Below are 23,920 nucleotides of genomic sequence, written 5' to 3'. Positions count from 1 at the left end.
TTGTGGCAGATCTGTTCGCTATTCTCAGGCAGCCCTTGGATTCTTTGCAAACTCAGCCATATCTGTTTAAGCCGCGGTAAAACTTCAGTTCGTAACAATACAATCCATTCGCTTTTGACTTCAGGCCAAGTTGCATCAGCAATCTCTATTTTCTTCAGCCTTCCCGACGGAAGGAATTGAGATTCATTAGCTCCCAATGTTATATCGGGGAGATGGATGATCCCATAGTCATCGCTCTCTCCTTCATATTCCTGGCAGAAAAGCCTGAATTCTGTAAGACTTATAAAATACCTGATAAAAGAAGCCAGGCTTTTTATCTTGCTTTGAATACTCTCAACAGGATACGGGTGGATATAACTTGCATTCATCACAAAACTCATACTTCCGTCAAATTTATCCCTTAAGGCCCTTCCAATCAGTCTCTTTACCTCAATACTTGAAAGATTGATTGTATTCTGAGCAATCAACTCTCTGGATATGCGTTTCGAATCTGATTTTTTGGCTATAAAATATGCTATTAAGGACATTGCAAAACCAAAAACAAGGCTATAATGCAGAATAAATGTTCTGCTGGTATGAATGGTTAAATCAATCATCCCGGTTGCCAACATAGAAATCAGAAATATCCCGCTTATAATCCTTAAGGCCCGGGTGATCCTGCCTTCGTTATCGATATGTAATGAAAAATACTTTCTTGCATTATCATCTATGGCAGAAACATTTTTTACCGGAGATGAAGCAATGCCAGGCATTTTCATTATCCCGTATTTGGTATTAAATAAAAATTGGCCCATAGCCCAAATAAGCGCCGTTACACCCATGGCACGTAAAGATAAGGTAGAGCTATCTAGATCTCCTGAATAAACTGGAGAGCTGACTAACACACTGTTTTCTTCTCTTATAGAGTTTAACGAAACAACCCCCCAATCCGCTCCATCAAATCCAATCGCCTCATATGACCGGCCGAAGAAATTATCTGTCTCCGATAAAGCCACATCGATGACTTTGCCACCTGGGCTCTGTTTTATAGATTTAAGATGGATATGGCCTACTACCTGAGGAATGAGAAATTTTTCACTCACTGAAGCGAGGTTATCAAAAGGAGTACGTAATACTAATCCCACCAATGCATTCGGTTTTCTCTTCTCAACACTTATACGCAATAGTTCATTCAGTTTTTTAGCGATGCTTTTTGCCGTATGCTGACTTAAATTACTAACTATATACTCAGCAGCCTCATTCAACTCTATCTCTGGATTCAAAAGATGCGGATTCATTTGCCTAAAAGCCTCCACTAACACATAAGGTAATACTCCGCCATGAACAAAAATTCTTCCGTTACATTCGCTTGCCAGCAAAGCTTGCCCTGATAAAATATCTTCCTCTACTTCTCTGGCAAGACCAATAAATTCCGGGGCTTTTACCTCTCCCCTAGTATATGCTACGTATAAATCATACTCGTGGTTTCCTAGAATTCTTACCACCTTACCCCCAGTATTTTGTGCCTGATTAGACAGAGATTTAAGGTAATGGTAAAAATCTATCTGGATAGCTTCTTCTCCAATCCCACCCCAGATAACATCTCCGAGTTGGATAAGTGTTCTTTCACCCAAGCAGGAATCATCTTGCCAGGAATCGCCTTGCCAGGAATCGCCTTGCCAGGAATCGCCTTTTTTAATATACCTTATTCTCTCAAGGGCATTACGAAATCCCTGCAATTTAGCATGCCCGTCTCCAAATACAATAGCCTTAACTTTCGCTATCACTCCTCTTAACCTATTAACCGGCTCTACCATGGACAGCTGACTGATAAAAGTATCTATCTGGGCTTGCAGCCCCTGCGCTTCTGTTGGTTGCGACTCATGAAGTACGATCTGGCTGATTATATAGTTAGGATTAAAATAATCTTTCTCAAAAAGAATCCTGCTTATCTCTTGCTCAGGGATATTCCAGGCAATAACACCATTTTTTAAACGCTCAGCAACTTTAAAATGTGCAGTAGACGCTTGGCTTTTAATCAACCCTCTTTTAATGGCTTCATTAACAAGATAAATCAACGCATTACCTATGTATCCAAATCTTTCCCTAAAATCCGGGAAATTCTGCGCTGCTTTAAACATAGCTGCTGCGGTAACAGGGGAGCTACTCTGGTCATCATTTTTGCGCTGGTGTTCAAGGATATGAGCATCCAGAGCTTCGTAATTGATACTGGCTGACATCCCCCAGGCACACAAGGCCACAGCAAATGAAATGCCCCCTATTATTGATAACAACATCCAAACCAGGCTTCCTTTAACCAGGGCCCAGACAAAAATGCCAACAGGCACCAATGTTACAAATACAATCAATGCCGTCCTTGAACGCGTGTTATTAAAGACCACATCATTAACCATGCCATCCTGAGAAAAATACAACTCCACCCCGTTAATATTACCTCTATCGTAATAAATACGGCTTTCATGAAGGATGCTCCTGGCGGCTTTGGCAATTTTTTCTCCTTTGCAAACATAAAGAATTACCGTAGGTTTATCCTTCAATCTTGTCTTGGCAATGTCTAGAAATTGATATATTAACTCAGGGGTGACAAAAGACCTATGTATAGCCAAAACAAACAAATCGATCTCATCTTTACTATGCGCTAGAATTGCCGCAAGCCCTTCATTTAAAGAACTTACTTCAATAGTATTAACTTTATAGCCTGCTCTTTCCAGAGGAGAGATAATCTCAATCGCAACCGAATGCCCCGGCCTATAAAAATATTTATTATGGTCTGCTTCATAAGTAGGAAGAATTACTACGGCGCTTTTTCCCGAAGTTAAAGCAACTGGGTTTCTCCTGCTTCCTAATTTGCCTAATGGCGAACTGACTAAACTCCACCACTGCGAGTCTTTGGCAAGCGATATCTCCAACTCAACATCATCTTGTTGCGGCAAACCAAGCATTAATGAACAGTATCTTTCTAAAGGATTTAGGCCTTTTGAATCAACCTGGCGGGCGCCAAATTTATCGGTTAATATATGTTCGGCTCCGCTCTCTAATCTGTTCTTGCCCTCAACAGTTCCGGTAGCTGTTAAAAACCCTTTGTCTTTGGCAAGGCTTAAAATATGCCCTAATAAAGCAGTCCCTATACCTCTTCCCGAATAATCATCGCGGACAGATAAGGAATAAAGATAAAAAACATTATCCCTGCCATAGCTGCCGCCCCATCTTACTGTTTCCGGAACACCTACAACATAACCTAATAAAAGCCCATCTTCGTTCCTGGCTGTAACTGTAATACCGCCCTGGCTATCTTCTTGCAGCAACATAACCTGCCTTATAGAATCATTGGAAGTTGCAGGCAGGCTACTCCAAATCCTGTCGGTTTCAAATATACGGCCTTCTTTTATTATATTGCTGAGAGAACTCAGCTTGTCATCTCTTAACCTGCTATCGGAGTTAGCAGGGCTTGATACACTTTCTTCCTCCTCTTTACTATTTACATATCTTATTGCGGATAAAGATTCTCTTAAAAGCCCGAGAGAACCATAAAAAATCCAGATGCCAACCGCCATCCCCAATATGGCATCTACTTTATATGTTCCAGAAATCCAAATAAACAGACCTCCAATCATCGCAGCTAAAGAGCCGGCAATATCTGCGACAATATGTTTATAAGCTCCCCTAAAATTGAGATTATGATTTCTTCCGGAATGCAAGGTTATTGCAGAAACCGTATTCACTAATAAGCCTAATGTAGCGATTATGAATATTTCGTAGGTAAGGTGGTCTGCCGGGTGCCCCAGAAGCCTGCGGATACCTTCGTATCCGATATAAAATGAGGCTGTTAGTACTGTGATGCCATTTAGGAATGCTGCGGATACTTCGTAAATTGTATTGCCATTGTATTTTTTCGGAGGAGGCTTGCTCCAGGCATTTGCCCAATGGGCAAACAAAGCTGCGCCTATGCCCATCGCATCCGTAAACATATGCCCTGCATCTCCGGTTAGGGCTACCGAACCTGAAATAATCCCTGTAAAAAGCTCAACCCAGGCAAAACCAAAAGTTATAGCAAAGATAAAACGCAATCTACCCAAGTGGTCAGTATGTATATGTGTATGATAAAGACTATGTTCATGGCTATGATGCTTATTTTTTCTTAACGCAGGTTCTGCATCTAAAGGCGAGCTTATACACCGCTTATGCTTTAATATCTCAAGCCCGGCAGGGCCGTATTTCTTCAGCCTTCGGTAAGCAATAGATTCAAAGCTGCCGTTCTTGACAATGCTCCTGCGCCCGTTATCATCCTTGCTCATGCGAAAAGTTAAAATCCTCGCGGGCAAGAATACAAATGGATGATGCAAAAGAGCATCATTTATTAAGCTCACTGCCCCTGCCACTTCAAAAATAACAATATTATGAACGGAAAATAATTGTTCATACCCTGCATCAAAAAACATGCGGAATAAATCCCCTCTTTGGGTACGATCATCTATCAATCCTGCTCTATATAACTCTTCTATAGGCCTATATTGTTTCGCTATCGGATAATCCAACCTGTAGTATAAAGCATCTCTTGCTATGCTATCCCACACATCTCCGTGTATCACTAAAATTCTGTTATTTATGCCGAGGTCTATTTCTCCTCTTTCTATACTACGGGAAAAGGTAGTCTTACCGACACTGCTTGAACCGTCAATAGCAACGATTGCCGGTAATTCCAACTTTGTCAATGTTCTTCTGAATTTTGCGGTCCCTGCAACCCTCGATAATGGCGATGATGCCTTGTGTTCGGATTTTATTCTATCCAAATCACTGTCCAAGGAGTATCCGCGTGAATTCAAAGCAGCCAAGAAAGCTTCTCCCGCTGGTTGCCCAAGAAAGAAAAAAAGCTTTCTCCCGGTTAAAAGCCGTCCATTCCTGCCGCTAAGCAAATCTTTAATTTTCACATGAATCAACCCCGGATCAACGGCGACAGAGCGCATAAGTACACGGTAAGCCACTGAACGATCGCTGAAGATATCAACTGACGGCTCTTTAAACAGGGGCCCAAGTATCATGCTCTCGAGCCTGCCATTACCGTCATTTAATAAATCTACGACTTGTTTATCAATATACTCATTTATTTCATCGTTGCTCGTATTTAAGAGAGCGGAATTCAATCTTATTCCGTATAGTTTTAGTAATAATATTTTGTCAGAAACTGACTGAAAATTCTTTTTATGGGCAGTGTGATGAATAAGAAGAATTACGGGTATGCCAAATATCTCTGCCATTGCTTTAAACCTGGAGTATGGGGTATTAACTTTTTCTGATTCCCATCTCTGTACTGTATAAACATCTACTCCCAGCCTATCGGCCAAATCATCTTCTGATAAGCCTTTTAATTCTCTATAGGAACGGATCCTCTCCCCCCATCCTGGGCTTATACCAAAATCCTTATATGCGCTTCTCCAGGAACCGTTTTTCAAGTATTCTACAGGCACATAGAGTGCTTGGGCAAACTCAGCGATCACATTATGGTTAGGCCATTCAAGGCGCTCCTGTTCCCATTTTAAGATCTTCTCTGCTGAAACATCCATTTCTGCGGCTAAATCAGGCATAGTCATCCTTAGCGCTTCCCTCACCTTTCTGATCCTTTTACCATAGCCACTTGTTACGCCGAATTTATCCCAATCAGGAGGGTTTAAATCAAGGCAAACATATTGGCTGTCTACGCCCAATGCCTTTGCGACTCGCTTAAGTAGACCTATTCGTACGGACATACCATAACTTTCATTTTCAAGCTTAAAGAATGTAAGATGATTCATATCGGCTAACAAGGCGACATATGCTTGAGAATATCCCTGTTTTTTTCTTGCCTTGGCAATCCTATCACCATAGCCTTCTTTAACTTTTATTTCCGGAGGGTTTATTCCGGTTAATATATATTCCGGTCTTACTCCAAATAATCCGGCGATAATAACTGCCTGCCCGAAGCTAGGCGGGAATTTTTCATGAATCCAGGCATAAACCGTTGTTGAGCTGACCTTAAGTCTTCTCGCAAGCCTTGGAGCACTCCATCCATAGTTATCCATCAGGCTTTTTATTCTCCTGCCGTAATGCCAGTCAGGCTCATCTGTACCTTTTATTAGATATGTTGGTGTAATGCCCATAATGGTTGCGCAATCTCTTAACTCTGTTATCGCCGGCCTGGTTATCCCCCTTATAATCCTGCGAAATCTTCCTTCATCAATTCCGGTTTCCCGAGTAATGCTATCCTGCGAGAAACCAAGTTTTTTCATTACATTAGTAATCCTATCTGCCCAGCCATCAACAACCCCCACCATTGACCAATCAGGCTCATCAGTCCCGATCATCAAATACTGGGCGCTTACTTCTCTGTCGAATATTTTATTGATCATGTCCAATAGAACGCTGTAACGCGGGAAGGTACCGCCCCCCTCAATACGCATTAAATATGCGTAATTTCTATATTTAGCAATACGGCTTGCTTCTGCAAGAGTCAACCCGAATAACTCTCTTACTTTCTTAATCCTTAAATGGCGCCTGCCTCTTTCCTCTAACGCTTCCCGGTCGATTTGACCTTCCCCCTCCCTGATATATCCTGCCGAAACCCCTAACATCTCAGCTAAAGGCTCTAATAGAAATGCCGGAGGTGGCGCAGCTTCATGCTCCCACCTGGTTAACTGCCAGGGTTCTATTTTCTCTTTCAGCAGAAAACTCAATTCTTCTTTAGAAAGTTTTTGTAAGCTGCGTACTTCTGCTAACCTTTGGCCGTAACCAGCAGTATAGGCATCAATTTCTTCTTTTGTCATTCTATAGCTTGGGGCACTTACAGGAGAACTGGCTTCAGGGGGCACTTCTCTGGTCAGTGACAGAAACGGTCCCTGAGGAGATGGAGAAACGGACCGACTAATTGCCTGCAATAACCCAATGAAACCGGGGATATTAAAGTTTTCTTCTGCAACGATACCAAATAAACTATATAATCGCTGACGGGCTAAAGAATCAGCTGGCAATAAATAGGAGTAAGATTTAGCAATTAATGCCAATTGAGCTATATCTCTTTTTTGGCTGTCCCAATTCGGATCAATAAGTTTACCATTTTTATACTTAGCCGTTTGCTCAAGACCTAAAGCTTTTAATGATTCAATGCCTATAGCCGGTGTCACGGCTATATTAAAATCAATAAAACTTACGCCTCCGGTGGCTGGATCTATAAATACCTCTTCTTCTGACAAGTCCCTATGGAAAACACCCTTTGAATGAAAATCGCCTAATGCCATTGCGATGTTTATTAAGCGCTGCAGAACCATCTGCTCTTTAGACCTGGCATCTAAGTCATCTCTTCCATAAATATTCTCCTGGTCTTCCCATAAATCAAGACCTCTGGCCTTGCTTAATAAAATAAATCCCGTTTTGGCTTGTAATACTATGTTGTAATCCATAAACCGGGAAACGACCCTCCTGCTTTCTCTATCAAGTATCCCGGAATAAAAACGATCAGGAAGATGATTCCTTAACGATTCATACCTATAAAGCTCTCGTAATATATTTATTTCGCGCCCGCCAACTTCTCTGCGAAGCGATATTTTAAGAAAATGCCTCCCTCCATCAAATACGGCCGGTAATACCAAGCTTAAACCTCTTAAAGCATCCGTTTTCTCCTCTTCATCTAATGGTAGAAACTTAAGCCTACCTAATTTTGATTTTCCCGATATGAGCATTGTCTCACTTATCCCATCCTTAACTGGAGAAGAAGCACTAACATCTTCCTCGTCTTCACCAGATTTCATCCCGATTTCGATGATTTTCCTGCCGAAGATCCTTCTTAACCAGCTTAACCCAGACAGATAATAATATTTTAGTAAAAGATATTGCCACCAACGGTAAGTATCGCTTATGACTGCGATATATTCTTTATCCCTGTTCAGCACTAAAGCCGCAACCGCCATATAAATGTTACCCGGCAGGCTCAAACCGGAGATATTATTAAGTATCATTTCGGGGTTCCAGCTGCGCAGTTTTCTCTTGGTTATTCTCCATGGCCGGCTCATATCCTGGCGCGCATCAATCTCATCAGCTACATGCAAGACCCAATCAATAACCCTGAATCTTTCTCTTTTCTCTAAATAGCGCGGATGGTGCCTTGATATTGCCTTGGCGGCAGAATCCGATATTCTTATCTTCTTCCTGCCCAAAACTTTGAAGGATTTATTCACATGGCTGATTATGATTGCATATTCATCTTCGTTAAGCCTGCGTCTTTTGTTAACCACTTCTATCATCTCACTATCATAACCCTTGCCTAAATCATGAGCAAGCGCAGCAGTGACTAAGTCAATAAGGCTCTCTCTTGTCAACGGAAGATGCCTGGCAATAAAGATGGCAATTAAAGCTGTCCGTAAAGCATGCCTTCTGGTGCTAATAATTTGCTCCGGGTAAGAAACTAATATTTTTTCCCAGGCTTTAAGCAAATCCCTTCTCTCAGCTCTTGTCAATCTACTAGTTAATTGTCCGTCAAAAAACTTTAATAGTTCTAAACTGGCATGATCCGGCCCCAGGCTAAATGCCCTTAATACATCTTGCGCTCTGACTGAATCAGTAAGTATCGGTGAGCTTGAGTGAACCTGGTTTATATCCCCCAAAAACGGATTTACCAGAGAAGGATTATCTCTTAGATACCGGCTAATCATATTGACTACAGTTAAAGACATATTTCCTTTACCTATATTATAGGTGTTATGCGCATCGGTCCCTACGGTGAAAATAAGCGGCGATTCCGGGTGCAGTCTGTTAAATTTCCTTATCATATCCAGATAAAATATAGTTTTCTCTGCAGGGATAAATGGATGGCTGATTTCTATGCCTAAAAGCCCTGTATCAATAAATAACTCTTCAAAGTCCCTGTATGGCCATGAGCTAGTCTCATAAACTTCTCTATGCCATTTTCCGGGATGGGCTAAAACCGGTATGCCGCCATGCTCCTTTGCCCAGGCAACTACCCTATGCACGTCAACATTACCCCACAAACACTGATCCTTATGCCTATCCCATCCATCGCTGAATATCTCCCTTGTTTTATCATCAAACCCGCCTTCATACCAACTCTTAAAATTATCGACATCGGGGAAATAAACCAATATATCCCTTCTTTCCTGGACACTTCCGTTTCTATAAACACCTGTGTAAAGTTCAACGGCTGGGATAACCTTGACACCGAATAACTCTCCGATAGCTAACGCCTTCATCACCCCATCAAAACTCTGATGATCGCTGATAGCGATTGTCTTTAATCCCCGGCGATAAGCTTCATAGACCATATGCGCGACTGAGTCCGAAGCGCAGTCAGAATATGCTGAATGCAGATGCATATCTACAGACGAAGGATACAACGGGTCCCTGATTATCGGTGCATGCATAACTGCAAGCCTTTGTAATAACTTATCCTCCATGGCGGAAAGTAAATACATCAATCTGTCGTCCCTATCCTCGGCATCACTAATTTGATTGATATGCCTTAATATTTCAGAAATCCTGTCTAGCTCAGCTGATTTTCTGCCGGCCGAACCTGTCAGCCACTGAGCATAATTAATGAAATCTCCGCGCTCTTTATAAGAAAATGTATCTACCCCAACTCTTTCTGCTTTGGCTTTAGTGGCCAACAAGCCGGATATGCCCTGGCCACTCAAACTACCCAACATAAAACTGTTTAAACCAAATCCAAAAAGCAGCTTCTCAATCTCAACGCCGCTCAAAATATCGACCCAACAATTTACCGCATTGGTAATATTTGCACTATCACTCTCTAATATCTTCAACTCTTCGGCAAAAGCACTAAGTAGCAACCAGCGTATTTCTTTCAATAACCCCCTGGCTTCAGGGAATTCGCCCTCAATAATGCCTTTAATAATTCTTCTCCTGGAATAACCCGCGCGCTCATAATGTATCCACAAGTCTCTCCAGTGTGCATAAAGACTTTCTCTATAAGCAACTCTCTCTTGTTGTTCTATCCCAAGCCTCGTAAGCCGGGCTCTTAAGGTAGGTTCTAATATTTCAATCTTAATTTTAGGATCAAGCAATACGCCCATAAAAGCAACCATCTGCTCACGGAGATATTGAGGGCTGATTTCAGACAAAACTCTTAAGCTTGATTCAAATCTTAAAACAGCTTCTTTAGCAGAGCTCAATAAATCCTCATTGGAAATCTCTAAGGGCGAAGAAACACTGCCTGTTTCATCATATCGCTCTATAGCCCTGATTAAACTTACTGCCCTTTCTTCAACAGACAGATGACGCTGGCTATCTTTATTATCGGACAATATGATAAATTTTTTCCCGTTGTTATGTTCATATATTACAGAAAGCATTCCTTTAATATCACCTATTCTTATCAGTCCATTCGCAGATAATTCAATAAGCTTGCTGGCCGAAGCGCTGTCAGCGTAGCCTTTAAGCACCTCTTCTGCTAACATAACCTCTGCTGAAGACGGAGAAAGCGCATTAAGCCTGAATATTACATTTGCCGGTGTTCTATAAGACCCTTCTGTCAGAGACAAAAGACTCTTCCTCGTAACATCATTAAATAACTGCGGCAACAAACGCCACGACCAATTTCCATCTTTGGCTTCAGGATCATTTATCTGCCCATCAAGTAACCCCATAACTCCTTCATCAATTATGATATCCGGCAAGGAGAGAACGGTTATATTTGTGTTCTGCCCCATAATAAAACTGACCACCTTTGAAGCGACATTTGCGTCATCTACAAAGTCGTTGAAAAAATGATTAAGGCGCGCCCTTCCTTCTCCGCTCAACCTATGCCTCCACCATTGCCTGATAAGAGGTAAATCATGGGTACCCATATACAAAACGTTTCTTCTTGAATAATTTGCAGGATTATTCCAATCATTATCCACTTCTGATTCAGAATTATTAAACGGCATAAATTGGAATATCCTCATTCCCATGAAGCCGTAATGGCTCATCAATTCCTTTGTTTCCTCGGTGATAATGCCCAGGTCTTCTCCGATTAAAAAGCGCTCAAGGTCAGGGAATATCTCTCTAAGCCTGTCAAAAAATACCTTTGCTAGATACTGGCCGCTGACTCTCCATCCGTATTTTGCAGGTGTACCAAATTTATAACCCCAGGGAGTAATCTGGCCTATTATGTGGTCTGCCCGCACAAAACCGTTTTTATATAGGCGTTTCATTCTTCTATATTTCTGAATCCAGAAATCCATCGTGCGCTTACTATCCCATCTGTACATAGGATGGTTCCAGGCCTGGCCATCTCCTCCTTTAAATGCATCAGCCGGCGCACCGGCAACTAATGTCCTCTGGCCATTCTTATCAAGCACAAACACATCGCGATTAGCCCAAACATCGCAACTGCCGTGCATAGAATAAGCGGGTAAATCGGAGATAATATATACTCCGTGCGCTTCAGCAAAATCCACAAGTTCATCCAAATATTTTTGCAAAAGATACTGATAGAACCCATAACGCAGAACTTCATTTTTGTTTTTATTACGGAATTCTACCGTAGCCTGTGCCCTTTTCTGTTTTAATTCCTCCGGCCAGGACACCCATCTCCCGGGATTCTCGGCTTCTATTGCCTTATATAAAACATAATCTTGCAGCCAGTAATCTTCCTCTTCCATAAATTGATTAAATTCTTCTCTATATAATTTATCTCTTAAATATCTTTCAAACGCAAAAGACAAAAGTTTCTGTTTATATTCAAGCTGTCCTCTTGGAAGAGCAATCCTGTTAGCGGGCTCCAGCTTAGGGAGTACCGAATCAAGCTCCTCCTCTGTTATCCAACCATCTCTTAAAAGGCTGCCCGGAGGAACGATCTTATAATCAAGTGCAAAAACGCTATCCGTGCGGTATGAACAATTATTCCCGTCTGTTGGATTAAGCGGTGATATCTGCCAATACCTCTGGCCTGCCTGGGCAAGCAAGAGAACGAATTCTTTTGCGGCATCGCCTAAATCCCCTATACCATATTCTCTCTGCCCCGGCTTAGGTTCGCCAAAGAATGATGGCAATGAGTAAACAGGCAAAAATATACCACTACCTATCATTCTTAACGCTGCCTGCATTTCTTTGCCTGCTTGAGCTTCAGCAATAGAACATCCCGGTATCGTCCTGGCTATAGTTATGGGAGACGATGCGGCAATATCCTCTAACGCATTAATGCCTTCTATATATTTGTCCCATGTCCCTGATAAGGCATTAACAGCAATACTATGCAGTGATTCATATTCCCGGTTATTTAAAAGCGGGAGGGATGAAAATATTCTTCTGCCTTCTTCAGGGTCATACTCTCCAGCCATGACCTTTTTCCTGTACTCATAGGTACCATTGGGCCAAACAATGCCAGTAACCAGCCAATAAAGCATATGCATGAGTTGAAAGATGTCTTGCCGTTTATATTGTTCAGGTGATTCTATTGCAGCGGGGAAAGGATCGATAAGCTTAACAGGCCCTCTCCTGTCTAAACCGGTAACCAGAGTATTAGGCAGGCCTATATCTCCAACCGGCGCTTCAAAACCATGTAAGGACGAAACGACCCTGCTAGACTCCCCTAGAATCTTTAAGCCCTCTTTAAGCCTATCCTGCGGGTTTAAGGCTTTAATATGATCTTCAATGGAAGAATACGGATCAACGTATTCCATGAGCAGCGAAGAGCCAAACTCAGCATGAAATTCACACGAATGAAATCTCACAAGGTGGTTTAAAAGATGTGCTGCTTCTCTTTCCAAAATATCAAATTTATCTGCCCAGAACTCATACATCCGGCGTAAATCTTTGTATGCGACTTTTAAAGCAAATTTTCTGCCTGTGTTTAAATCCCTAGCCAAAAATACCGTGCCTTCAAGCCCCTGGCCTAAAACATCTTCTATCGTCAGCTTTAAACCATGGCCGTTAACAGGTACATTGCTAACCAATGCCTGCATAAAAACATATATCGAGCTATCGGTGTTATAAATACTTGGATCCAAGCCAGTAGCCTTACTCCATAACTTAAGAAAATCTTCGCGGGAAAGTACTTGCAATATTAAATCCCCGCTGTTAATAGCTACAACGGGCTCAATCTCATCGGTGTTATTTATTCCGGATAACCTTACTGCAAAAAACTCGCCGTTAACCCTCAGGATAAGCGCTCTTTCGTCTCCCAAATAACCTATCTGGTCAAGATGATAATCTGCCACACCCTGACGTAATGCGTTGGATGAAACTACATCTCTTAAAGATAATCTGTTAGCCAAAATCTCTCTTGTAAACCGGAAGAAACAGTCGGCTCTTTCTTGGCCAGCCACAAATGCCCTGATAGTAGCTTCAGACTCAGGGCTTACCGGAGAAGAAGATAAGGTGGGTTGATTTTGAATACCCTCTTCAAATATTTTAAATAGAAAAGCTAACCTTGATTTTGGTACTGATATTATCTGGTCCTTCAGGTTTCCAAAAAACTGCACCGCGCCTTCTCTGCCTAAAGCGTGGATAATCCCTAGGGCCATAGGCTCAAAGGCCATATCTCCTTCATCATACAGGCTGTCAATTACCTCTAATTCATTAACTCCGCCTTCGCTCTCTGAAAGCCCGTCTAAATCAATTATGGTAGCCACAGGATGCCCCTGATGGATTCTTATAACGGCATTAGACTCATTTGGGTCCAGGACAAATCCTTTATGGCCAAGTATCTCCCATAAAGATATGTAAGAAGCGACTTTTAGCGCACGGCAAAGCTGGGTAGTTAAGCCTGTTGCCTGAGAGCGGATTAATTCCTCGGTAAATAATATTCTCGGCTTGCTATTGCGGCATTCTATCGGCTCTCCCGAACGTGGATGCAGCCATTCCCTGGAAGAACGGATTCTTTCTCCGACAAGGTGCACTCGATTAATGAAATTCATATCATACGGAACCCCCGACATGGTATTCCTGACCTTCTCTTTAACAATTTTTAATAACATTTCAAAAGAGTGACCTTTGGGATAAACATCAAAACTAACCTTGTAAACCCGTTTATGAGTCCTTTGCGCAAACGCTTCTAACGCAGTTAAGTCCATTGAATCAATATCAACTTGCATTCCGCTATCAAGATAACTTAGCGCCTCATTCTTTAAACCGGATATACCTAAGGCCTCGCTAATTGCTCTTAAGTCACCTTCTATAATACCGGGGTCCTCATCAAAATCGGCAGCTAATCTTTCAACATTAGATTTCCCAAACAATATTTTATCTGGATTTAAGGGCGAGGAAGATGTAAATTCAATTAGTGCGTAACCCCAGGCAGGGAGTTCTAATTCCAAGCTTCCCGTTTTATCGTCATAAATATATTCGCATAATCCTGTTGCATCCCCTAAATTAGGAAGCAAACTCTTCGGCGCATTCTCATTATCGTTATAATATGAAAACGCTGAATCTCTGTTGATCATTAAATCAAAATGCTCTCCTGAATAATTTACTACAACAAGCAGGTCGGCTTGCGGTGTATGCCTTATAAAAGATATAATCCCACTGTTGTTAATGCTAACATCTTCCCATACCCTGCCCCTGGAATCCTCTCTCCAGCCGGTTGCTTCCAAAACCTGTTCCCTGGTAGCTTCCGGGCTTAACTTCAGGCATCCTTCAGGCACCATTCTCTCTATTTTAGCAAGATAAGCGCTAAAGAATTCTCCGTTACCATAAGATCTTCTTCCTAAGAATCCCAAAAACCATGCCAACCCCGGTATGCTTAATCGCTCTTTAAGTATTTCGTTAATATGCGGATATTTATATTCATAGATACCGGCATCAGCTGACTTCATTTCCTTTACAACGCCATATCCGGTCATATTTAGCACCTGTCTTAAAGGTATAAGGAAATAGCCCGGTAATCCTGCTGAAATTATTGAAGCAGCTAAAGCCTTTTTCATATGCCCAAAAGCTTCTACGGCAGCCGGCTCATCATGATTCTCAACGAAATGAACGGTTGAATGCATGAAATCAGTTGGAGAATTTACAAAAGTATACCCTCTGAATGAATCGGCATAACCAAGCCGAAGAAGGTCATATGCGTGTTTCTCGTAAGGGATCATGCCTAACCTGGTAAACGCACCGGCCCTTCCTTCCCAAGGGCAGCCTTCTTTATCACCGAATTCATAGCTCTCAGCGACTACCAGCATACCTGGATATTCAGCATTAACTTCATCCATAAATTCTCTCCAGAATTCATTCGGCATTTGTCGCTCAAAATATTCCCAGCTCATACCATAAGGTTTGCCCCAGGTATCATAAATATTATATCTGAAAGCCAAGAATGCCAGATCAGCGCGCAAGCCACCACCTAATGTTAATTTTGCAATTTTATGAAGGACGGTCTTGATCATATATTCCCTGGCTCTCTTATCCATATAATTAATCTGAGCTAGGTTCATCATCGGCGGATTGTACCCGGGTTCGCCTACACGGGCATGGTATATATATGATATCGGATGATTAATCGGCTGTGAGGCGCCTCTTAAAGCATTATCAAGCCATATCTCCGTATTCTCATATGCCGAAATGTTACGGTTCGCTAAGGCTAATCCCTCAACTCTTTCTACAAGAGGAGAATCAAAAGCAATATGATTAGTGACAAAATCAAGTATTACCCTTATACCTCTATCTTTAAACATTGATACAACTCTTATAAACTCATCATCGGTAGCAGAGATATCCGGATCAAGTTCATAATCATAAACATCATATGCGCTTGCCCAACGCTTTAATGTTTCCCCGTGCCTTCTGCCCCAGATCCTCATCAATCGGTGTGAAAGAGGGCTTTTCCTCCACACGCCTTTAAACCATATTACGCCTACACCTAAAGAACTAAGCCAATCCCAGAATGCCTGCGGGACATCTTTTATAGTCCCGCCGTAAGTAGCGCAGAGTGCCCTAGAATCTATTTCCAATATGATATTTGATGAATCCAGGGGAGATGATGCTCCAATGCTATAAACTTGCAGGATACGGCGTACTCCTGAATTAGGCAACAATAAGATTTTGGTGGCAACTTTACTGCTGGCTCCGGCAGGCAAACCTAACAAGTTTTCTGTCACTAGGCCATAACCGGGACCTTCTCCAGGCCTATCCCCGGGGGCTTGCCGCAGATTTAAAAAATATGTGTGTAAAACTCGTTCTGTAAAAAGACTAAAGCTTCCGCCTATCCAGCCTCTTAAAACGGTAATCCCTGCTGTTAAAAGAAGCGGCCAATCAACATTCTCGTATCCGGAGCACTCATCAATAATTATCTTTAGCTGGGCACGGGCAGCCTGGTGCTGTTCAGCGGCTATAAAATTAGGGCAGCTATTAAGGTGCTCAACAAAATGGAAAGATTCCAGTTCTTTTGCTATCTCCATAGGCCAATAAACCCATCTATAGAAAGCAAAAGCCATTACATCGCTCATAAACTCATGAATTGATGCTACATCTTTATTCTCATATGAATCCAGTTTTGTCTCGATTGACAATATATTATGCATGATTTCATGAGCGCAGGTCCCGATTGCTACTCCTCCTGAATGTTTTCTTGCAAACCTGCCTCCGAAATTAAACCCTGAGTTAGCATCTTCATACCCGGGAGAAATCCTGGCGTTTATAAAAATCCTATGCAGTATTTCAAAAAGTGTAGCCAGGGAAATACCCGCTCCTTTATGGTAAATAAATAGCGCTACAGCCGCATAACCCAGCCTTAATACATCATCAGAAAATCTTAGCGGCAACCCGGATTCCAGCTTTCTCTTAAGCATGCTTTTATTTCTTAAACGGTTGAGGAAATCTTTTAATTCAACAACCGAAAAACTGTTCACCGCTTCTTCCCTAAAATTATCCTCTGAATCCTTTAACCAAGCAGAGATAAACATTAACGCACGCAATCTTATCTCAATGCTGAATTCACGGCTCATGATTATATCCCTGACTGCATGCACTCCATACTCGTGGCCAGCCAAAATCACCTCTCTATCTTGCTGCTCCATGCCTATTATTTTTAACACTTCATTTAAAGCTACGCGATGCTCATTTTTCAGCAAGGAAAGAAGGGCCGTATGGATTATTTCTCTCCTTTTCGGTGAAAATGAATCCCTGAATAACCCGCCGATATACCTTATAGATTTTGCGGTTCTCCATTTCACGGCAGAATCCGAATATCGCTGTATATCATCTATAGTAAGCGGACTAGAAGCATTTTCATTCAGGGACGGTTCTGCCTTGTTTTGAGAACCGTCCCTGATAATTTCTAAATCAACATAGGCAGCACCTACATACTTATCAGCCGCCCCATAGCCAACTATCCCCTTTACGCGCGCTCCTCTCCTGTAGGTAGGAGCAAAGCTGGTAATAAAAATACAGTCTAATTTACCGCCAAGGCCATTTTTCTCCCATTCTAATTCCGGATATACGATGCCATCAGTTTCATCAATTATTTCCCATGGCCTGTCAGCCTGGGCAAGAACGGCTTTCCCGTAATATGTCCTGGTATCAGCAGCCTTATCCCTATAAAAGACACTATGTATGAAGAATAAATACATATGTTGATGATTAAATTTAATTTCTACCATATTTGAGCCTGCGCCTATATGAGAATCCCCTTGCCTGGGAGACATTACCCGTTCCTTGAACCTGAACCACGGGCCAAAGGCGCTTGGAGAAACTATTACCCCTATATCCGGCCATGGACGATTATAAGCAGCCCAATATTGGCTGCCGTGTATATTTACTTTCCGAGGGCAAAGGACTACATCTTTATCAAATTTCTTCTTATTGCCTGTTATTACGTACCTGTTTAACCATCTGAAATTTCGGCTTCTTACTGCGTGATTGAAATTCATTTCGTGTGAGATGCAACCTTCGGTAACTATGTTATTGTTTGGAAAGATCTGGCAATGCGTAGAGCTGACATATAAAGCCCCGCTTAAAATAAATGCCCTGGGGTCTTCCCACCACTGGTGGTCATGGCATGACATTATCGGCTTATCCCACCTGTCAACCAAGATAAGGTTTCTTTGCGCTTCATCAAACTTAAATCTGGCATAGCCAAGGCTGCCGCTTGGATGCAAACCGCCCTCATCAGCGCGATAAATAAAATGGATATTGCCATCTAGCCCTTTTACATCGCGTATTACAACAGCAGGATTCAAAACCCCTCCCTTTTCCCAATAGACTCCGTCTCTGGGAGTAAGAAGAGGCTGATTATCATTAAGTCTTGTAAATTCATGTACCACGATTTTATATTTAACCGGGCTTGAAGACAGGACCGTTTCTCCGGGTAATCGGAGAACTGCCCCCCTGGAATGAATTGCTTGATGCGGGTTTAGAACAGAACCGGTAAATAAAGCCGGGGGGCCGTTGATTGCATGCGCACTAAATCCAAATCTTTCCAAAGGAGAAGATGCTGCGTTTAAACGGATGTTGAATCTTGAGCCATGGTCAGACTGAACTGAAATTTTTCCACCCATTGCCTCTGTTGCTTTCTTAGCCATATATAACCCCATGCCGCTACCGTCAACCTTAGTGGTAAAAAATAAATCAAATACAAGAGGAATATCTTCTTCCGGTATCCCGGGGCCGTTATCTTGAATAGTTATATCTATCTCTCCGGAAGCCTCTACCCTGCCTACCTTCACTTCTATCAAAGAAGCCATTGCCTGTCTGGCATTAACAAATAAATTCAGTAAAATATTCCTTAATAACAGTTCATCACCCCAAACAAACAACCCTGGCTCGGATTCAGAGATTATTTTCCTCATGCCTTCAATATGTTCAAGCTCTTCTTTAATAATCCTGCCTATATCAATTCTTTCTCTATTTATGATGGAAGGGCTGCTTTCACCGGCGCGCTTAAGCACATCTATCATCTTCTTAATGACTCCTATTTCTCTGCGTACATAACCAAAACGTCTGGGAGAAAACTGGTCTTTTCTTAATGGTAATCCCTCAAAGATCGCATCTTCATCAGTATCTTTCGACCAGGCCAGAAGTTCGCTTATAAAACACTGGCATAGCCAAATAATGGATACTGCCTGCGTAATGTCAACAATTTGCGTATTCCCTTTAGGGATAGTTATAAATGAAACCCGAACACTATCTATCAATTGCTTGAGCTTACCCTTCATAGATGACTCCTGAATACCGGCATCAAGCAAATCCATATCAATATTGCCCACTATGGCTGTCAGACGGTTATTGACATCATGCTTAAATTGAGAAACTGCGCCCAGGAGAACAGATGCCCGTTCAATCGATTGTGATAATTCTTTAATCCGGCCTATCCATTCTATTGCCTCCTGAGATGTTTTTACCCATACTAATATTATTTCCGGTGTCTGCCCCGGGCCTGGGATAAAATGCTGATTAACAAAATCAAAGACCTCATATCCGCCTATACTAATATTTGATGCAAGATACATGGAATAGGCTTCATCCGTTGCGGTAGGATTGATTGTCCTGTCCGTTGCCTCCAAAGGTATAAAAATCACAGCCCTTGTATTGTGCCTTGAGGCAACAATATCTACTATCTCCTGGTAAGTTATTAAATGGCATGCGCCCACGGTTGATCCGGCAATGACGAATACGTCGCCTGATCCGCTTACTTCTATTTTAGCATCAGGAGCCAATACACCTCCATCGGAATGATAACCTCCCGGGTAGGGAGAAGTAAGCGTATTTGAAAATAATACTAACCTACTATCTATTTTCTGGTTTTGGTAAAGCTTATCCACGCCGGATATGATCCTATCTGCCACCTCGCCATAATCTGGATGCCTGCCTACATGCGTAATAACAAGTGTAGACTCGGGCCTCAATCCCGCAGAAAGCATGTCTACTATCCGGCTGTTTAGCCTTTCATCCAGATTAATAGGAGAAGAGGTATTTCTGCCTCTCCTTTTAGTAATCTCACTATTTAAAACCATGCTAAATGAAGATTTACCGGTTTCAGTAGCTGTCAAAGAAGGGGCGGACCCTGAAACGGGCTGTATTGAACGCAACTTTTCTATTCTTTCTTTCTGCAACCTGATCCTTGCAGTCAATTCGGCACCGAGCCTGCGGGACCTAACATCTTCCTCAATCAACCCGGATAAATATGCTACAACAGCCGAAATAACTGCTTCATTAAGATTGATTACATCCTCATCTTTTGACCTTTCTAATGTAACCACTATTTCTCTTGGCTTCTTAATATTAACAAGCCTATACAAATTATTTCCAAGGTCTATAGGGCGGTTATGGCCGGCTCCTTCATAAGATACTCCTCCAATAGGCATAATAGGGCTTGATACGAATTTTCTCCTTCCTATCTCATGAGATAACCCTGTTTCACGAAGGATACTCCTTCCGATATGCTCATCTTCTATTCTGTTAAAACTCCATAAGTCTCCCAGCGATCTTCTGGCCTCACCCAAATAAATAATAAACTCCGGGTCAATAGACTCTTCTGAATCATTTAAAGAATAGACTATCTCCATATCAGAGGGCCTGCCAAAACCCTCTTCTATTATTTCAGATTCAGATAGAGGAATGACCAATGCTCCGTTTTCTGTAAATAACCTTCTTTTATCTTCTTCGTGGTTAAGATGATCTAATCTGCTGTTACCTTCAGGAAAAATATCAACTAAATAACCGCTAGATTCAGGCCACGATATAACCACATAATAATGGACATAGGGCTTACCCAAATCCGACCTTATGACCCTTAAAGTTGCGCCACTAACCTGGACAAGCTTACTAACCGAAAAGGCCGAATATAACAATCCGGCATGCTCAAAACAAACCCAGTAGAATATACTTAACATTTCTTTAGACCAGGCCTTTACAGCATCTGCAATTACAGTAACCCGGGTTGAAAATTCGCCTTTATTATCAATGGGAGAAGAGCTGACGCCAAACTCCATTAACTCTTTCATTTGCTTCTTGCTTAGCGCCTTCAGCTGTTCTTCTTCGGGTTCTCTAATGGAGTCTTCATCATAAAGGAAATGGTCATATAATATGCTATCCAGAAGAACATGCAATACCCTGCTGGAAGAGTACCTCCTTTTTGCTTTATCTATGAGGCCGAACATATATGCACAAGCTGTCTCTTTGGAAGCATCATTTGATATTAGCAATAATACCTGTTCTACCTGCCCGGAAAGTCTCCGATAAACCCCATTAAAATTTTCACCCCTTATCCTGCCTATTGCAGCCATAGTATTAGCTACGGATAACTTGGCAGAGTCAATTTCTCTCAGTTTCATATGCAGATCCGTGCCATCACCTATTATTCTAAGGTTATCAGATTCAAGATCGTAGCTCCAGGTTCTTAATGGAGATACCCCTATTGCAATTTCTTCTGCAGTCATATCCTTATAAACTAATACTGAAACTCGGCTATAAGACGCTTCCTGGGAAACAATAGGCACTATTTGCAATGTTGAACCAACTGACAAGTCTGGTATAAGAGCAAAATTAAGCGCGATCCCCTGGGTTTGCCTGCCATTATCCTGATGGAGGTAAATATAAACATTGCCTTCGTCATCTATTACACGCTCACGCCATGGCTTAAGTTCACCGACCAGCATTTTTTCTGCCATTATTTTCCGGTGGTAATACATGCTTTTCTCAATTTCGTATTCTTTAAGTAATTCAGCTGCCTTCTTAGATCCAGGATAGAAATCAAAAACTGCCCGTATATTCTGCCTTGCGGTATTGAAATCATTAGCTTCTAAAGCAACTCTTGCTCTCTCTAACAACCAATCAGCTTTATAGTCTTTAAGACTGATTCCTTCGCTGGATACAGCTTCCTGCTCAACCAAAACATTCAATACAATATAGTGCCTTTGTTTCTTGGAAGCACCCTTAACATCCGGTAGACCGTTCTTGGTCATTATCGAAACGTACAAGCCCATTTCGTCTTCATCACTTATATATACCTCAACTTTTCCCTCGGCAAATTTCGTAAATACAGCTAATTCTTTGTTGCCTACGACTTTGAAGAAATCAACAAAATCCAGCTGGATCTGGCGATTCTTGCCGTATGACCTCGTCAAATACGGATTATCCGCATTCACTATAGACGGAATCTGGCCATGGATAAGTAAGATATAAAGTAGGTCCGCACTTCTTTGGTTAGGCAAGGTTCCTTTGGGCTTGCCTTTGTTATCAAGGGCTATCGAATAAGTCAAAATCCTGCCGTTTTTTAAAGTAAGGCGGATTTCAATTTTCGTTTTCATTTCAACAAGCATTATCTTGGTAAATTTTAAGCCTTTCTCATGAAGGTAACCGCGGAACTCGTCAAGCCTGCGGTAAAGAAAACCTCTTACATAAACATTATTCATCCCGGTTAAGTCCAGACTCCTTAATTCTCCTCTTATAGCCGCTACTTCATTTGCTTCCGGATGATCCGGACTCAACTCAAGTATTCTTTTGGCATTTCTTATCGCCAAATGCAACCTGCCGTCATTTCTAAACTCCCTCATCCTCTGTACCCATTCCAGAACACGCCTGTTTTCTTTCTTTCTATTCGCTAAGCGTTCTCTTAAGGCATCAAACGATTGATCCTTGGGGTCGGTTTCTCTTAAAAGCATGGTTGTCTTGCGAATGCGGCCGTTATCTAATGCTGACCTAACCTCGTCAACAGAGATAGGGCTTGAGCTGGGAGTATCTTTTGGCTCTTCCAAATAACCGAGCAATACCAATTTATGTGCGCTTATCAGCTTGCCAAATAATCTTGATGCGTGCGAAAAAGCGCTTGCTTCATCACTTTTAGTATATTCTAAACTAGGGATAGCCTGATTGCCCTGCCTGAATAAACGGGTAATTACTGCTTCAACATCTGCGACTACCCTAGATAAAGTAGATAACTCCAAGATCCGCTTTGTAATCTCAGATAATCTATTCTGCAACTGCTCCCGCTCTGCGGTTGCAGCCAACAACTCTGCCCTTAAAATCTTGGCCTGCTCTTTTAAATCTTTCAGCTCAGGTCTGTCTGCAGCCTCCAATCCCGCATCAAAGAACATCATGATTTTGTCCGGATTATCAAAATAGTCATCAACGACTTTTGTTACAACGTCAGCCTCCGAATAATAGGATTTTATCCCGGATAGAAGCTCTGCTTCTTTCTGCCGATCAGCAATAATCTGATCCAATTCTGCGCGCTCTTGTTGGCTCAAATTCTTTTCCGGGTCCTGTGCTTTTTTTCTTAACTCCGTGAAACGCGAGCGCCTCCCAGTTTGTGGCTGGCTGGCATAACGCGTTTCTATCACCTGGAGTTCCTGCTTAAGGCGCACATAGCCCATTAGCGCATTATCACTCTCAAACTGGTTAATTTTATCCCGATAAGAACTTATCTTGGCATCAAGCGCTACGGATTGTTTCAAAAGTACTTCTAAAGCCTCTTGAGTAGAAGCTCGATTTTCTTCTAATTTCCGCCTGTCCCCGGAAGACCTTTCAATTTCTTTCTGTAGATCAAGTACCCTTCTCTGTAATTGTTCCTTCCGGGAAACCTCTTCCTGCTCAATCTGCTGGCATTCTAATCTTAAAGCCTGATACCTTTTACCAAGTCTAGTATAAGCTGGCTGTAGTTCTGATATACGCTGCTCGATGTCTCTTATCTGAGAAACTGCTTCCTCTCCTGCCGCCTGCTTAAGTTGTGCCTCATAATGAGTGACTGCTTCTTTCATCCTAACGGCTCTTGATTCCAATTCTGCCTTATTTTCTGCTCCTCTTTGTACCCTGGTTTCTAAATCAGAAACATTCGCTTTAAATCTGGCAACCTTATCAAATAACTCTCTGTCTGCAGGGCTTAAACCAGCCAAAGTTCTTTCCAAAGAAGCTTCTAGCCCTTCTATTTCTCTCTTAGTATTAACACCCCGGGTATTTATCTCATGTAACTCCGCGGCTTTAGCTTTATACGTATCTGAATGACCTGATTCTT

1 protein-coding gene (running past both ends of the window) is annotated in these 23,920 nt (G+C 42.0%); it reads right to left on the bottom strand.

The coding region annotated (locus C4533_05260; GenBank protein ID RJP28364.1) for an HAD-IIIC family phosphatase crosses the window boundary (this coding region is incomplete at its 5' end): on the bottom strand, nucleotides 1–23,920 show 23,920 of its 76,000 nt. The annotated region is longer than the window, extending 31,372 nt past the left edge and 20,708 nt past the right edge.

The sequence above is a fragment of the Candidatus Omnitrophota bacterium genome, assembly GCA_003598025.1.
Classification (GTDB): domain Bacteria; phylum Omnitrophota; class Gorgyraeia; order Gygaellales; family Profunditerraquicolaceae; genus Profunditerraquicola.
The sequence above is the reverse complement of the archived record's forward strand: the minus strand, read 5'-3'. Positions and strand labels throughout refer to the sequence as shown.